The organism is Pleomorphomonas carboxyditropha (assembly GCF_002770725.1).
Classification (GTDB): domain Bacteria; phylum Pseudomonadota; class Alphaproteobacteria; order Rhizobiales; family Pleomorphomonadaceae; genus Pleomorphomonas; species Pleomorphomonas carboxyditropha.
The window spans coordinates 13,265-27,937 of record NZ_NQVN01000021.1; the positions used below are offsets into that span (position 1 = coordinate 13,265).

The following is a 14,673-nucleotide window of genomic DNA, read 5'->3' on the forward strand; positions in this document are numbered from 1 at the left end:
CGCAAAGGTGGATGACATATTGGTAAGGAAGGGGGGCGGATGGCGGCGGCATCGAGCCCTGCATTCCCTGATCGCGCAGCCGCAAGTGGCCCTTTGCCTATGATAAAGCCCTCTACTACCAACGCCACAATGTCGAGAACCTGTTCGCCAAACTCAAGGACTGATACCGCATCCCCACGCTACGATTGGCGCGCGCGCACCTTCTTATCGGCCATATGCATCGCGACTGCAGTCCTCTTCTGGCTCCAATCAATGAGTCTCGAACCCAGTTGCCTGTGTATCCAATTATTTCGGTTGACGACATCAATTCCTCTCCTTTAAGTTGATGAACGTGTGTAGGAGGGGGAACTGCTGACGCACCTAGGCTTATGTATTAGGGGAGACAGAAGTTGCGAGAAGTTATTGTATACTTAATATTACTTGACGCTGTTCTATTGATTTGTGGTATTTATCTTAATGAAGCCGCAAATTTTGGGATTTCGAAATATATTCCTCCTCAATTTTCAAAAATAGCTCGTATAGATGGTATGTTCATCACTTTGCATTTGAGAAATATATTGAAAGAAAGTACAAATTGATGCATTTGATATCAATACACATATTCAGTACATTTATACTAATGATGTCATTGACGTTGTATATATTTGAACAAAATATTCCTGCGGCTATATTTCTCGTAATGTTTGTGGGGTCAATCTTAGGATTGTCGAGATATACTATCAAATATAGGAATAGCTTTTAAAAAATTCTCCTTCATAGGTAGAAGGGATGCATGGGTAGAAGGGATAAATTTTTATAGAAATGATATTCTACAAATCATCAATGACAAATTCTTTTAGAATTCTTCTGATTATTTGAAGTAAACTGCTACCAGGAATTTGGAATGACAAAGTTAATGGCGATAACGTCTTTTATCCTCCTCCTAACCCAAATGGGCGAGGGAGCCATGGGCGGCAATATTACAAATATATCTGAAGAATGCAGATCAAACTTATTATCGATTAAAGGCGCAGTCGAAAAAATTAAACGTAATAATTTTTATAAAAACGGAAATTTAAACTTTATTGATACACAAAAGCAAATTCAGAATTTGCTCCCAAAACATATATCTGAAGAATGTGTCGATTTTATAGGTGAAATATTTACGGAAAAAGAAACAAGAAAAATTAAAAATGGTTATGTTTTTTACGTAGCGGCGGCTTCGTTCGATGTTCAATTCAACATAAATATTTCCGGTGAGGTTGTTGATGTTATCGCTTACGGAAAGTGAGAGGGTACGCCCGCCGACGTGTCGGGGCTCCTTGGCCTGCGGTTTTGCCGCTGTGTTCAGTCCTGTCTGGCCGCACTAACTATGCCGCCGCTCTCCGTTCCAGGCAGATCGGCTGTTCGATGTTGTAGACGAGGTTGGCGAGCCCGATCCTGGTCGTCGCCCGGGCGATGCCGATGGTTCGGATGAATAGTCCCATCAGGGGCTTCTCCTCGGCAAAGACATGCTCGACGCGGGATCTCACTTTCGACTTGAGATTGTTGCCCAGCGCGTCGCCTCGCTCATCGGATTGCCCTTGGGCTTCTTGTGGTGGATGTGGCTGACGAAGCCGTTGTCTTCCATGAACTTTTCGTTGGCCTTCGAGTGGTGGGCCGTATCCGCCCAGACCTTCCGTGAGGTGTTGGTCTTGTCGAGGAGGTCCTGGTGCAGCATGGTGCCTTCGTACAGACGGCATCGGCCGCCTGCCGCAGTTCCGGCGCTCCAAGGTGGAACTCACAGCAGCACAGGCCAGGTCACCAGCAGCGAAGAGCGAATCCTCGAACGCCAGATCGCCGCCCGCGATCAGTTGAAGCACATCGACATCCGGGCGCCGCAGGACGGCATCGTCCACGAACTGGCCTATCATACGGTCGGCGGCGTCATCCCGCCGGGCGAGACCATCGCCATCATCGTTCCGGTGGCCGACGAGCTGATCGTCAACGCCCGGATCAAGCCGACCGACGTCGACATGGTCGCGCCGGGACAGGCGGCGCGGCTGCGTCTCACGGCCTTCAACAGCCGCCGGACGCCGGAGGTGAACGCCAGGGTCGGTATCGTCTCGGCCGACGCCACCGTCGATCCGGCGACGCGGGAAAGCTACTATCTCGCGAGGATCAAAATCCCCGCCGAGGAGCTCGGCAGGCTCACCGAGCCGCTGCTGCCCGGCATGCCCGTCGAGGCCTACGTCACCACCAGCGAGCGGACCACCCTCGATTATCTCCTGAAGCCGCTCACCGATCAGTTCGCAAGGGCGCTGCGGGAAGAGTGAGAGACCGGCGATTGCCTCCTGTGCGGTCGGCCTGCGGACGATTCCCCCTTTGGCGCCGGCGGTCGGTTGTGTTTCTAGCGCGATGATTGTCCGCCGGCTTTCCCACCGAAGCGGGCTGGGCGCGGTTTCGGGCGGGGAAGTCCTGCCGCGCGCGGCGGCACCGGCGGGGCGCTCCTGCGGCCGATATACACCAAGCGATTGATGCATATGTGAAATAACGCCTACATTTGGTTTAATGTTTGATAAACACAAATTTGTAATCCTGAGTTGGAATTCCGGTATCCACACTTGGAGAGAACGGTGTTCCGGATCATCGCCTGCATCCAGCAACAGCACGACCCGCGCCTGGTGGCGCTCGCCGCCGGCATCTGCCTGCTCGGCTCCTTCACCTTCTTCCTGCTGCTGCGGCGGGCCGGCGAATGCCGGCCGGGCCATCGCGAGGGGTGGCTGGCGCTCGCCGCCGTCGCCGGCGGCATCGGCGTCTGGTCGACCCATTTCGTGGCCATGCTCGCCTATCACAGCGCGCCGCCACTCGCCTTCGCCCTGTGGCCGACGGTTTTCTCGGTGGTGTTCATCGTGCTGGTCTGGTGGGCCGCCCTTTCGTCGCTGTTCTTCCGCCTGGGCGCGAAGGCGGCGACGGTGCTCGGCCTGCTGGTCACCTTCGGCATCGCCTGGATGCACGTCACCGGCATGGCGGCCATCGAGATCGCGGCGCGGGTCTCCTACGATTGGCCGGTCTACGCGGCCGGCATGGCCGCCGCCGCCGTCTTGATCGCCGCGGCGATGGTCCTGCGCGGCCGGCTCGAGGGGGCCGCGCAGCTCGCCGCCCCGATGCTGCTGATGGTGCTCGGCATCGTCACGCTGCACTTCTCGGGCATGGCCGCCGTCCGCTTCGAGCCCGATCCGACCCTCGTCGTGGCCGACAGCGGGCTTCACCGCGAATGGCTGACCGTGACCATCGCCGGCGCCACCGTGCTGCTCGTCTGCGCCGCCGCGCTCGCCGTGGTGCTCGACCGCTACGTCACCGACCTCAAGGGGCTGATCGACGCCGCCTTCGAGGGCTTCATGATCGTCCGCGCCGGCGTCATCACCCAGGTCAACCAGTCGCTGTGCGAGCTCAGCGGCCACGGCGCGGCCGAGCTGGTCGGCCGCCGGCTGGACCGGCTCGTGCTGCTCGACGACGACGGCGACGGCCGGCTCGGGCGGGAGAATTTCGAGACCGTGCTGTGGCGGGCCGACGGGGAGAGGCGCATCGTCGAGGTTTCGGCCCATACGGTGGAATTCCGCGGCCATCTCTGCATGGTGGTTTCGCTGCGCGACCTGACCGACAGGCGGGCGGCCGAGCGGCAGATCGAGCACATGGCCCGGCACGACGGCTTGACCGGCCTGCCCAACCGCCACCTCCTCGACGAGCGCCTGGCCGACGCCCTGGCGAGGGCGCGGGCCGGCGGCCGCGCCGTTTCGGTTCTCGCCCTCGACCTCGACCGGTTCAAGGCGGTCAACGACATATTCGGCCATGCCAAGGGCGACGAAATTCTCTGCAAGGTGGCGGACATGCTGCGCGCGTCCGTCCGGGCGACCGACACGGTGGCCAGGGTCGGCGGCGACGAGTTCCTGATCGTCCAGGACGGCATCGCCTCGCACGCCGAGGCCGAGACCCTCGCCCTCCGCCTGCTCGAGGACTTCGCCCGCGAGATGGACATGACGCGCAACCCCATGGCCGTCGGCGTGTCGATCGGCGCCGCCCTGTTTCCGACCGACGCCGAGGAAGCGGACGTCCTCAAGCACCACGCCGACATCGCCCTTTACAGCGCCAAGCAGTCGGGGCGCGGCAACGTCTGCTTCTTTGCCCCGTCCATGGACAGGGAGGTGCGCGCCCGCCGCCAGATGGAGCACGATCTCCGGCTGGCCGTTCAGCGGCACCAGACGTTCCTGGCCTATCAGCCGATGGTTGCCAGCGCCTCCGGGGAGATCGTCGGCTACGAGGCGTTGCTGCGGTGGCGGCATCCGGAGCTCGGCGAGGTTCCGCCCGAGGTGTTCATTCCGGTGGCCGAGGAGAGCGGCAGCATCGTCCAGCTCGGCGAGTGGGTCCTGACGGCCGCCTGTCACGAGGCGGCGGGCTGGGCGGAGCCGCTGACGGTGGCGGTGAACGTGTCGCCCGTCCAGTTCCAGCTTCCCAACCTCGCGGCGATCGTCGAGGGCTGCCTCAGGCGGTCCGGGCTTGCCCCGCACCGGTTGCAGATCGAGGTCACCGAGGCCGCGCTGATGCGCGATCCCGAGGCCGTGCGGTCGATCTTCCGCCAGCTCAAGGCGCTGGGCGTCGGCATCGTCATGGACGATTTCGGAACGGGATATTCCTCGCTCAACAGCCTGCAGAGCTTCCCCTTCGACAAGATCAAGATCGACAAGAGCTTCATCGGGGCGCTGGAAGGCGACGAGGCGGCCCGCTCCGTCGTCAAGGCGATCGTCGGCCTCGGCCGCAGCCTCAATCTGGCGGTGGTCGCCGAGGGCATCGAGACGGAAGCGCAATGGCGCCTCGTCGTCGAGGAGGGCTGCCCGGAGGCCCAGGGCTACCTGTTCGGCTTCCCCGAGGTTTCCCGGCTGACCCCGGAGCTGCCGCCGGCCGCCGCCGCGGCGAGCCGACGCCAGGGACCGTAACGCCGGCAACGGACATAGCGGCCGACACGATCGGCCACGCATCGAGCGAGGAGCAAGAGATGTTTCATTTCAATCGTCCGGACGAGCAACTCGCGGCGATCTGTTCATCCCAGGCGGTGATCCGCTTCGATCGCAACGGCACCGTGGTGCAGGCCAACCCCATCTTCCTGAAGGCCATGGGCTACGAGCCCGGGGAGGTCCAGGGCAAGCATCACCGCATGTTCATGCCCGAGGGCGAGGCCGACAGCCCGGCCTACGAGGCGTTCTGGGCCGCTCTCCGGCGGGGCGAGCCGCAGGCCGGCGAATTCGAGCGGAAGGCCAAGTCGGGCCGCCTCGTCTGCCTGCAGGCCACCTACAGTCCCATCCGCACGACGTCGGGCGAGGTGACCGGCGTGGTCAAGGTGGCGACGGAGGTCGTCTCGCGACGGGCGGCCGAACAGCGGGCGGCGCGGCTTCTGGGCGTGCTGGACCAGTTGCCGATCGCCATCATGACCTGCGATCCGTCGACCCACCTCATCGACTACGTCAACAGGACGGGCGTCGAGACCATCCGGCGGGTGGAAAGGCACCTGCCGGTGAAGGCCGACCAGCTGATCGGCACCAGCATCGACCGCTTCCACCGCGCGCCGTCGCACCAGCACCATCTGCTGGCCTCGCTCGGCACGCGCAGCCACCACGCGGAAATCGCCATCGGCGCGGAGACGCTCGATCTCAATGCGTCCATCGTGGCCGGGCAGCCGCTGCTGAGTTGGTCGATCATCACCGACCGGGTGGCGATGGTCGCCGGCATCGATCAGGCGATCACCGCCATGAAGGAGGTCGGCACCCAGGTTTCCGCTGCCAGCATCCAGCTCAAGTCGAACGCCGCCGAGACCGTATCGCTGGCGGGCACCATGGCTGCGGCGACCGAGGAACAGTCGGCCGCCCTCGGCGAGGTCGCCCAGCGGATCTCGGAGACGGCCGACCTTGCCGCCAACGTCAGCACGGCGGCGGCCGGAACGCGGGACAAGCTGGCTCAGCTCGACGAGGCGGTGCGCGGCATCGCCGAGGTGGTCAACCTGATCACCAGCATCGCCGAGCAGACCAAGCTGCTCGCCCTCAACGCCACCATCGAGGCGGCCCGGGCCGGCGAGGTCGGCAAGGGGTTCGCCGTGGTGGCCGCCGAGGTGAAGGCATTGTCGGACCAGACGAGCAAGGCGACCGAGTCGATCTCGCGGCGCATCGACGACATCACCGGCGGCACCAGGGTGACGATCGAGAGCGTCGGCGAGGTGCTCGCCGGCCTGCGCTCCATCGCCGAGCTGTCGGCGGCCGTGGCCGGCGCCACCGAGGAGCAGCGGGCGGTGGCCAGCGAGACGGCGGCGGCCGTCGCCTCGCTGGCCGTGCAGGCGCGGGAGACCGACGGCGCGGCGCGGGACGTGGAGAGCGTCGCCTCCAAGGTCACCGCCACCACCGACCAATTGGCCGACAAGGTGGCCTCGTTCCTTCACAGGCAGGAGTAGATCGCCGATCGGCCCGGAGTTGCCGGAAGCCCCGCTGCCGGCGACCGCCGGCCACGCGTGCGGGGCGGCCGCCGCGCCGTCCCTTCAATAGGCCAGCAGCTTCAGCACGTCCGGCCAGCGGGCGGCGGCGGCGGCGATCATGGCGTCGGGATCGGCGAGGAAGCTCTGCCGCTCGGCCTCGGAGGCGAACAGATAGAGGCGGTTGCGGTTGATGGCGAACAGGGTGGGGTTGCCGGGCTGGGCGACGCCGCGCGCCACCGCCGCCAGGGCATAGCCGCCGAAGCCGGGGATATAGACGGCCGGCGCGGCGCGGAAGGCGGCGGCATTGCCTTCGGTGGCGAAGTGCCAGTAGGTGTCGCCGTAGGTTTCCTCGTAGTCGGCAAGGCCCGGAACGGCGGCGCCGCTGACGAAATAGGCCACCGGATCGTAGCCGCCGAGCGACAGTCCGGTGTAGGGATCGAACACTATCCTTTCGTCCAGCGCCTTTACCGGCTGGCAAGGGATGAGGAAAAACAGCGACAAGACAATGGCGCGGACGATAAAACTCGCCCAATCTTGCCGTCGTGATGTCTGATTCGTCTGTATGCTCATGATGTCACCGGCCGATGCCGACGTTCATCTTGCCTGAACGGGGTGTCGGCGAGGTTAATGTTCTGGTGGTCTCGCCAGCCTGCCGCTCCGGCGGCGGCGGGCGGGGCGTGGAGGGATTGCCGATGTCGCGTCTGTCGGTGCTGAAAGCGCTGCCGCTCCTCCTGCTGGCCCTGATGGCCGCGGCGGTGATGCCCGCCGCCGCCCAGCAGGGGCAGCAGACCTATTCGTCATCGGAACTGGTGGACACCGGTCACAAGTTCTTCGGCGAGATGTCTGGCGGCCTCGCCTCGGCGATCGAGCGGGCCGCCGCCAATTACGGCCAGCCCAACGGCTACATCCTCGGCCAGGAGGGCTCCGGCGCCTTCCTCGGCGGCCTGCGCTACGGCGAAGGCACGCTCTACACGCGCAACGCCGGCACGGCGCGCGTCTACTGGCAGGGCCCGTCGTTCGGCATCGACTTCGGCGGCGACGGCGCCCGCACCATGATCCTCGTCTACAATCTGCCCGCGGTGCAGTCGATCTACCAGCGCTTCGGCGGCGTCAACGGCTCGGCCTACCTGGTCGGCGGCTTCGGCATCACGGCGCTGCGCCAGGGCGACATCACGCTGGTGCCGGTGCGCACCGGCGTCGGCGCCCGCCTCGGCGTCAACGTCGGCTACCTCAAGTTCACGCCGCAGGCGACCTGGAACCCGTTCTGACGCTCCCTGCGGCCGCCGGGCCGGCTCCCGCCATTTTTTTCGCCGCCGGACGGTCGGGAACTCCGGTCCGCCCTTGACCGTTTCCTTCCCGATGCGCGACAAATAAAGGCTGAGGCGGGTTGATCTGCCGCGGGATGGCATGACGTGATCGAGACGGTGCTGATCTTTCTGGCGGGCGTGCTGGCGGCGGGGCTCGTGGCGCTGCTGTCGATGCCGGCGATCAACTCGCGGGCCGTGCGCCTCTACCGGCGGCGGCTCGACCAGCAACTGCCGCGCTCGGTCGCCGAGATGGCGGCGGCCAAGGACGCCGTCCGGGCCGAGATGGCCGCCCGCATGGCGCGCATCGAGATCGAGCTCGACACGGCGCGGCAGGCGGTGGCGGCGGCCGAGCTCCGCAGCTCGGAAGATCGCCTGCTGGCCCGGGCGCTGCAGGCGGAAAAGGCCAGCTTCGAGGCGGCGATCGCCGATTACGAAAAGCGCCTCGAGGAGGCCCGCTCGATCGCCCGCTACGCCCACGAGGCGGTGGCGCGCGTCGACGCCGAACGGCGCGACCTGCAGCGCAAGATCAGCATCCGGGCCACCGAGGCCGAGGAAAGCCGCGACGAGGCGGAATCGCTGGCCGCCGACATGAAGATGGCGCTGGTCGAGGCCGAGGCGCGCATCGCCGTGTTGAGCGAGACCATCGCCGACCTCACCCATACGCCGCCGCTGGTGCATTCGCCGGGCATGGCCGCCCCGGCGTCCGCCGCCCCGCCGGCGCCGGTCATCCACGTGGATTTCGGGGCCAAGGCCGAGCGCCAGCCGGACAAGCCGGCCGCCAAGGGCGACGATCTCGACGAGGATGCCCGCATCGACGATCTCGCCAACCGGCTGAAGCTGCTGCGCGCCCGCAACGCGGTCGCCCGCCAGCGCATCGAATCGGCGCTGGCCAAGGGAACCGAGCCGCCGGCGCAGGGGGATGCGCCGCAGTCGGGCTCCTCATAAGAGACCATTTCTAAATTCTGCTCCGGCGGCCGTCTGACGCGACTTTCTGCGCTTCCTGTGCTCACGGACCTCAATGTCCGCTCCGCTCCGGTTCTCGAAAGCCACGCCAGCCGACTCACCGGAGCGAATTTCCAAATGGTCTCTCAGCCCGTGCGGTGGTGGCGTGCCGGCCGGAAACGGGCGATCAGGCCGCCGGCCGGACCGAAGGCGATGGAAAAGGCGTAGACGACGCCCGCCGCGACGATGATCGCCGGGCCCGACGGCAGGTTGGCGACAAAGGACGCGGTGAGGCCGCACAGCGAGGACAGGGCGGCGAAGACCATGGCCAGCGCCGTCATGGCGCCGAGCGAGCGCGTCCAGAAGCGGGCGCTGGCGGCCGGCAGCATCATCAGGCCGACCGACAGCAGCGTGCCGAGCGCCTGGAAGCCGGCGATCAGGTTCAGCACCATCACCAGCATGAAGGCGACGTGGATCAGCGCGCCGCGTCCGCCGACCGCCTTGAGGAAGCCGGGGTCGATGCATTCCAGCACCAGCGGGCGCCACATCACGGCAAAGGCGACGACGGTGATCGAGGCGACGATGCCGATGAACGTCAGCGCGGTGTCGTCGATGGCCAGCACCGAGCCGAACAGCAGGTGCATGACGTCGACCGCCGAACCGCGCGCCGAGATCAGGATGACGCCGAGCGCCAGCGACACCAGGTAGAGGGTGGCGAGCGAGGCGTCCTCGCGGAGCGGCGTCAGGCGGGTGACGGCGCTGGCCATCAGCGCGATGGCGAGGCCGGCGGCGAGGCCGCCCGCCGTCATGGCCCAGAGGTTGAGGCCGGCGAGGAGATAGCCGGCGGCGACGCCCGGCAGGATGGCGTGGGCCATGGCGTCGCCGGTCAGCGACAGGCGGCGCAGCATCAGGAACACGCCGATCGGCGCGGCGGCCACCGACAGCACCAGGCAGCCGGCGAGCGCCCGGCGCATGAAGGCGAAATCGGCGAAGATGGACAGGAGGTCGGCGGCGGTCATCGGGCGGGCTCGACCTCGCAGAAGGGGGCGGCTTCGTCCCAGGCCTCGACATGGCGGCGGGCGGCGGCGAGGTGCCCGGCGGTCAGCACGGCGGCGGTGTCGCCCTCGGCGATCAGCCGGCGGGCGATCAGCAGCGTCCGGGGGAAGCGGCGGCGCACCAGCTCGAGGTCGTGCAGCACGGCGACCACCGTGCGTCCCTCGGCGTTCCAGCCGGCGACGACGTCCATCAGCTCGTGGGTGGTGCGGTCGTCGACGGCGGTGAACGGCTCGTCCAGGAGGATCAGCGGCGCGTCCTGCAGGGCGAGGCGGGCGAACAGCACCCGCTGCAACTGGCCGCCGGACAGCGTGTCGAGCGGCCGCTGCTCGAAGCCGACGAGGCCGACGGCGGCGAGCGCCCGCGCCACGTCCTCGTCGTCGGCGCGGCGGAAGCCGCCGAAGGCACCGCGCCGGCCCCACAGGCCCATGGCGACGAAGTCGAATACCGGCAGCGGAAACTGGCGGTCGATTTCGGCGAGCTGCGGCAGGTAGGCGATCTCGCTGCGGCGGCAGCCGCTGACCTCGACGTGGCCCTCGATCGGCCGGATATGACCGATCGCCGCCTTGAGCAGGGTGGACTTGCCGGCGCCGTTGGGACCGGCGACCGCCGTCATGCTGCCGGCCGGAAAATGCGCCGACAGGTGGTGCAGCGCCGGATGGCGATCGTAGCCGATGGTGGCGTTCCGGAAGGCGAGCGCCGCGCCGCCGGCGGGCCGGGCGTGTTGGTCGAAATCCGTCACCGCAGCACCCAGCCGATCATGATCCAGATGCCCGCGACAAGGCAGGCCGCGCCGGCGAGGCGGGCGCCGAGGCCGAGGCGGAGCACCGACGGCCGGACGACGACGACGGCGGGACGGCCGGCGTCGCCGGTGGCGGAGGGCAAGGGGCGAGGCGAATGTTGCAGCATGGCGGCCCCTGGATTGGCGGCGACGTCGAGATAGAGCGAACCGTTATGATATAACGTTTACAAGGTCAACTGCCTCGTTTGCTGCCCGCTTTTCCAGCACTTTAAAATTAGTCGAGACTAGGGATATCAAATCTTATTTACCCGCCAAGGTCATTCAGATACATTCCGGTATGTAAATGTAATTACGCCAACACTCAGGAAACAATTTTCATTGGCGGCCCGGTTTATAGAAACTTTTAAAAAACCTTGGGGCGCTGCCTGCGCTATTCGTAACGTATGCGAGGCGCATACTTGAAATCTCTGATTTTGTTGTTTAGTAGGATAAAACGCAACACGATTCTCCCAAGGTCGAAGCAAGTGGTCACCAGCACCCTCCTTTCCTCCGTTCGGCAAAATGCAGGGGAGGCAGCCATGGCGGCCGAACCCGATCTCATGAAAACCTTCCTTCTGGCCTATGAGTCGGTGATCGAGACACTGCGTCCGAGCATGAAGGTCGCCGGTCTCACCGAGCCGCAGTGGCGGGTGCTGCACGAGCTGCAGATGCGGTCGCCGATGATCGCCTCCGAGCTCGCCGCCAACACCTTCGTCCGAGCGTCGAGCCTGTCGCGCATTCTGCGCGACCTCGAGGCGCGCGACCTGATCAATCGCGCCCAGCAGTTCGAGGACCTGAGGAAGACGCTGGTGTCGCTGACCGACTACGGATGCAAGACGATCGCGCCGATCGAGGCGAACTACAGCGATCTCGTCCAGCGCATCGCCAACAGCGTCGGCAGCGACAAGGTGAGCGCCTGCGCCGCCGCCTGCGCCGGCATCGTCGAGCAGATCGGCGCGCGGCCCGGCGACGACTAGACCGGCTCTCACACCGCTGCCGAGGACCGGCGTGCGATCAGTTGACCCTGGAAGACGGTCTTGCGCCGCGGCGACAGGTCGCCGCCGATGCGATCCATCAGATGGGAGACCGCGGTGCCGCCGATGGCGTCGGTCGGCTGGGCGATGGTGGTGATGCCGCCGCTGACCAGCGGCGACCATTCGAGCTCGTCGAAGCCGATGAAGCCGAGATCGTCCGGCATGGCGAGACCGAGCCGGTGTATGGCGCGGACGACGCGCAGGGTGGTGATGCCGCTGCCGGCGATCATCGCCTTGGGGCCGAGAGAGCCGTCCCGGTCGCCGACAAAGGCGGCAACCAGCGCGGCGAGCGCCGATTCGTCGGCGAGGTCGACCTCGATGATCCGTCCCCGCACCCCCGCATGCCGGGCTGCTTCGGACAGGAATACCGACGACCGCTCCTCCCGGGTGCTGACGCCGGCGATCGTCTCGGAAACGAAGGCGATGTCCCGGAAACCGTTGCCGATCAGGTGCTGCGTCGCCTGCCGGCAGGCGTCGGCGTTGTCGAGGCCGACATAGTCGTGGCGGCTTCCGGCGAGAAGGCGGTCGAGCAGGACCACCTTCATCTCGTCGGTGGCGCGGGCCGATGTCTTGTGCCGTTCGCTGGTGGTGTGCAGGATGATGCCTTCGACGCTATAGGCGGCCAACGTGTCGAGTATGTCCTGCTCGGTGGCCGGGTCGTCGGCGCTGTTGCACAGCATCATCGAATAGCCCCTGGCTCGGCACGCCCGTTCCGCGCTGCGCATCACCTCGACCGAATAGGGGTTGGTGGCATTGGCGGCGACGAAGCCGATGAGGCGGGTGCGGCCGCGCTTCAACCCGCGGGCCAGCCGGTTCGGCCGATAGCCCAGCCGTCCGATGGCCGCCTCGATCTGCGCCTGGTTCTGGGCCGAGACCAGCTCGAACCGGCCGCCCAGGAATCGGGAAACGGCCGCCTTTGAGACGCCGGCCTCGAGCGCCACGTCGCTGATGGTCACGCTGCGGGGAGGCTCGCCGGGCAAAGCCTGCTTCGTATCGCTGCTCATGACGGCAACCTATCCGAGATCGGACGGCGTGGAAACATGGTTGCCCCCTGCCGCACAGCCTTTGCCGGTCCCCGATCGCGCTTCGATTGGTCTTTTGTCCTAGTGGCTCTTACGCACTTGAGTTTGCCGGCAATCCATGGATATTTTACTGAAACTGGTTTCAGTAAATTGAGGGCTGAAATCGGGGGACCTCGCCACCGCATGCAAAATACTGCCGCATTTCCCGGAAATGCGACAAACGAGATCGGCTTGCCAAATTCTATCAACTGCAACCGGTTTCACAAAATCCAGAGCAGGAGGGTTCATGACCGGCCGGGTTTTCATCGCACTATCCGCCTTCGGCGCCGAACGGGTGCGGCTCCTGGGGCAGGCCGCCTTCCTTGCCGTCGCCGCCGCCGCCGGCGCCGACGGCGCCGAGATACGGCGCGAGCTGTTCGACGGCCGCCCGCTTCCCCTCGGCGAACTTCGCGCCTTCGCCGCCGCCCTCGGCCTCGGCATCCGCTACTCGGTGCCCTTCGCGCTTTACGGCGCCGACGGCCGCCTCGGGGCGGAGGAGCTTGCCGGCTATGCCGACGAAGCCGGACGCCTTGGCGCCGAGGCGCTCAAGGTGTCGCTCGGCCATGCCCCGGCCGCGCCCGATTTCGCCGAGCTGGCCGGCATCGTCGCGGGGCTGCCTTGCCCTCTGCTGATCGAAAACGACCAGACCCCCGAGGGCGGCCGCCTGGCGCCGCTCGCCGCCTTCATCGAAGGGGCGGCCGCCTCGGGGCTTTCGCTGGCGCTGACCTTCGACATCGGCAACTGGCGCTACACCGGCGAAGACGCCACCGCCGCCATCGGCCGCCTCGCCCCTCACGTCGCCTACGTCCATTGCAAGACCGCCGCCGAGCGCGACGGCAGGCTCGACGTCGAGCCGTTCGGCCCCGCCTCCGACCTGGCGCCGGTCATCTTCGGCGCCCTGACGCCAGGACTGCCGCGCGCCGTCGAATTCCCGATCGCCGGCGACGATCTCGTCGCCGCCACCCGCCACCATGTAACGCAACTGGCCACGCTCTGAGGGGCCAAGGGAGATGACCATGACCGCACTCGATGTGGTGACCTTCGGTGAAGCCATGGCGATGTTCGTCGCCACCGCCCCCGGCGACCTCGCCGGGGTGGAAACCTTCACCCGCCGCATGGCCGGTGCCGAAACCAACGTCGCCGTCGGGCTGTCGCGCCTCGGTCTGCGGGTCGGCTGGGTGAGCCGGCTCGGCGACGACAGCTTCGCCCGCTTCGTCCGCAACACCCTCGCCCGCGAGGGGGTCGACTGCGCTGCCGTCGCCACCGATCCCCGCCATCCCACCGGCTTTCAGTTGAAATCCCGCGCCGTGGGCGGCGAGGATCCCCGGGTCGAATATTTCCGCAAGGGCTCGGCGGCCAGCTTCCTGTCGCTGGCCGACTGGAACCCCGACTACGTGCTGTCGGCCCGCCACCTTCATGCGACCGGGGTCGCCGCGGCCCTCTCGGCGACGAGCTACGAGCTGGCGGCCCACATGATCGGCGAGATGCGTCGGGCCGGCCGTACGGTTTCCTTCGATCCCAACCTCAGGCCGGTGCTGTGGCCGAGCCGCGAGGCGATGGTCGAAAGGCTCAACGCGCTTGCCGTCGAGGCCAACTGGGTGTTGCCCGGTCTAGCCGAGGGCCGCGTCCTGACCGGCCGCGACCGGCCGGAGGACATCGCCGCCTTCTATATCGACCGCGGCGTCGAGCTGGTGGTGATCAAGCTCGGCGCCGAAGGCGCCTACTGGCGCACCGCCGACGCCAGCGGCTCGGTCGCCGCCGTTCGCGTCGACACGGTGGTCGACACCGTCGGCGCCGGCGACGGCTTCGCGGCCGGCGTCATCTCCGCCCTCATCGAGGGCGAGAGCATTCCCCAGGCGGTGATGCGCGGCAACCGCGTCGGCGCCTACGCCATTCAGGTGATCGGCGACATGGACGGCCTGCCGACCCGAAGCCAACTCGGCCTGTCGCTGGCGGCCTGAGGCGCCGGACACAGTATCTTCGTTTCGAGGACTAAGCCGGCATTTCCGCGTCGGCATCC

15 protein-coding genes are annotated in these 14,673 nt (G+C 65.9%); 9 read left to right on the forward strand and 6 right to left on the reverse strand.

What is annotated here, in order from left to right; translation table 11 throughout:
• Window positions 1-883 precede the first annotated feature (883 nt).
• Entirely contained in the window at window positions 884-1,270 is a 387-nt protein-coding gene (locus CJ014_RS27620; protein WP_133121905.1) for a hypothetical protein, read from the forward strand.
• Window positions 1,271-1,507: 237 nt separating this feature from the next.
• On the opposite strand, the gene CJ014_RS28225 is transcribed toward CJ014_RS27620, so the two are convergent.
• A complete protein-coding gene (locus CJ014_RS28225) occupies window positions 1,508-1,699 on the reverse strand; it encodes a hypothetical protein (RefSeq protein ID WP_245427550.1) in 192 nt (63 codons plus the stop codon).
• A gap of 133 nt (window positions 1,700-1,832) precedes the next feature.
• Between CJ014_RS28225 and CJ014_RS21770 the strand changes: the two genes are divergently transcribed.
• From CJ014_RS21770 to CJ014_RS21780, 3 genes are all read left to right on the forward strand, one after another.
• A complete protein-coding gene (locus tag CJ014_RS21770; RefSeq protein ID WP_483428689.1) occupies window positions 1,833-2,294 on the forward strand; it encodes a beta-barrel domain-containing protein in 462 nt (153 codons plus the stop codon).
• A 300-nt stretch (window positions 2,295-2,594) separates the two neighbouring features.
• Complete coding sequence (locus tag CJ014_RS21775; protein ID WP_100082611.1) at window positions 2,595-4,952, forward strand: bifunctional diguanylate cyclase/phosphodiesterase; 2,358 nt, start codon at window positions 2,595-2,597, stop codon at window positions 4,950-4,952.
• Between the two features lie 59 nt (window positions 4,953-5,011).
• Window positions 5,012-6,454, forward strand: a complete 1,443-nt coding sequence (locus tag CJ014_RS21780) for a methyl-accepting chemotaxis protein (protein WP_165790940.1) — start codon at window positions 5,012-5,014, stop codon at window positions 6,452-6,454.
• Window positions 6,455-6,538: 84 nt separating this feature from the next.
• Here the strand turns inward: CJ014_RS21780 and CJ014_RS21785 are convergent, their stop codons facing one another.
• Window positions 6,539-6,919, reverse strand: a complete 381-nt coding sequence (locus CJ014_RS21785; protein WP_100082613.1) for a YHS domain-containing (seleno)protein — start codon at window positions 6,917-6,919, stop codon at window positions 6,539-6,541.
• A 248-nt stretch (window positions 6,920-7,167) separates the two neighbouring features.
• On the opposite strand from CJ014_RS21785, the gene CJ014_RS21790 reads away from it, so the two are divergent.
• Window positions 7,168-7,743, forward strand: coding sequence for a DUF1134 domain-containing protein (locus tag CJ014_RS21790; RefSeq protein ID WP_100082614.1), 576 nt, complete (start codon window positions 7,168-7,170; stop codon window positions 7,741-7,743).
• 144 nt (window positions 7,744-7,887) lie between these two features.
• Window positions 7,888-8,727, forward strand: coding sequence for a hypothetical protein (locus CJ014_RS21795; RefSeq protein WP_100082615.1), 840 nt, complete (start codon window positions 7,888-7,890; stop codon window positions 8,725-8,727).
• A gap of 143 nt (window positions 8,728-8,870) precedes the next feature.
• On the opposite strand, the gene CJ014_RS21800 is transcribed toward CJ014_RS21795, so the two are convergent.
• Genes CJ014_RS21800 through CJ014_RS27910 form a run of 3 tightly spaced genes read right to left on the reverse strand, consistent with a single transcriptional unit; the run spans window position 8,871 to window position 10,686 of the window.
• Window positions 8,871-9,743: a metal ABC transporter permease gene (locus tag CJ014_RS21800; RefSeq protein ID WP_100082616.1), complete on the reverse strand. Its 873-nt coding sequence runs from the start codon at window positions 9,741-9,743 to the stop codon at window positions 8,871-8,873.
• On the reverse strand, window positions 9,740-10,519 hold the full coding sequence (locus CJ014_RS21805) for a metal ABC transporter ATP-binding protein (protein WP_100082617.1): 780 nt from the start codon (window positions 10,517-10,519) through the stop codon (window positions 9,740-9,742). Before CJ014_RS21805 ends, CJ014_RS21800 begins: the two co-directional genes overlap by 4 nt.
• Complete coding sequence (locus CJ014_RS27910) at window positions 10,516-10,686, reverse strand: hypothetical protein (protein ID WP_165790941.1); 171 nt, start codon at window positions 10,684-10,686, stop codon at window positions 10,516-10,518. The genes CJ014_RS21805 and CJ014_RS27910 overlap by 4 nt, the downstream gene beginning before the upstream one ends.
• Window positions 10,687-11,097: 411 nt before the next feature.
• On the opposite strand from CJ014_RS27910, the gene CJ014_RS21810 reads away from it, so the two are divergent.
• Window positions 11,098-11,535, forward strand: a complete 438-nt coding sequence (locus CJ014_RS21810) for a MarR family winged helix-turn-helix transcriptional regulator (RefSeq protein WP_165790942.1) — start codon at window positions 11,098-11,100, stop codon at window positions 11,533-11,535.
• An 8-nt stretch (window positions 11,536-11,543) separates the two neighbouring features.
• Here the strand turns inward: CJ014_RS21810 and CJ014_RS21815 are convergent, their stop codons facing one another.
• Complete coding sequence (locus CJ014_RS21815) at window positions 11,544-12,596, reverse strand: LacI family DNA-binding transcriptional regulator (protein WP_100082619.1); 1,053 nt, start codon at window positions 12,594-12,596, stop codon at window positions 11,544-11,546.
• Between the two features lie 304 nt (window positions 12,597-12,900).
• Here CJ014_RS21815 and CJ014_RS21820 point away from each other — a divergent pair, with 304 nt between their 5' ends.
• The gene (locus CJ014_RS21820) at window positions 12,901-13,650 is read left to right on the forward strand and encodes a sugar phosphate isomerase/epimerase family protein (protein WP_100082620.1); all 750 of its coding nucleotides are present in this window, start codon (window positions 12,901-12,903) and stop codon (window positions 13,648-13,650) included.
• A gap of 19 nt (window positions 13,651-13,669) precedes the next feature.
• Complete coding sequence (locus CJ014_RS21825) at window positions 13,670-14,614, forward strand: sugar kinase (RefSeq protein ID WP_100082621.1); 945 nt, start codon at window positions 13,670-13,672, stop codon at window positions 14,612-14,614.
• Window positions 14,615-14,673 lie beyond the last annotated feature (59 nt).

Coding starts and splice junctions, on each gene's coding strand:
- CJ014_RS27620 (WP_133121905.1), top strand. CDS start 884: ATGACAAAGTTAATGGCGATAACGTCTTTTATCCTCCTCCTAACCCAA.
- CJ014_RS28225 (WP_245427550.1), bottom strand. CDS start 1,699: ATGCTGCACCAGGACCTCCTCGACAAGACCAACACCTCACGGAAGGTC.
- CJ014_RS21780 (WP_165790940.1), top strand. CDS start 5,012: ATGTTTCATTTCAATCGTCCGGACGAGCAACTCGCGGCGATCTGTTCA.
- CJ014_RS21790 (WP_100082614.1), top strand. CDS start 7,168: ATGTCGCGTCTGTCGGTGCTGAAAGCGCTGCCGCTCCTCCTGCTGGCC.
- CJ014_RS21800 (WP_100082616.1), bottom strand. CDS start 9,743: ATGACCGCCGCCGACCTCCTGTCCATCTTCGCCGATTTCGCCTTCATG.
- CJ014_RS27910 (WP_165790941.1), bottom strand. CDS start 10,686: ATGCTGCAACATTCGCCTCGCCCCTTGCCCTCCGCCACCGGCGACGCC.
- CJ014_RS21810 (WP_165790942.1), top strand. CDS start 11,098: ATGGCGGCCGAACCCGATCTCATGAAAACCTTCCTTCTGGCCTATGAG.
- CJ014_RS21815 (WP_100082619.1), bottom strand. CDS start 12,596: ATGAGCAGCGATACGAAGCAGGCTTTGCCCGGCGAGCCTCCCCGCAGC.
- CJ014_RS21820 (WP_100082620.1), top strand. CDS start 12,901: ATGACCGGCCGGGTTTTCATCGCACTATCCGCCTTCGGCGCCGAACGG.
- CJ014_RS21825 (WP_100082621.1), top strand. CDS start 13,670: ATGACCGCACTCGATGTGGTGACCTTCGGTGAAGCCATGGCGATGTTC.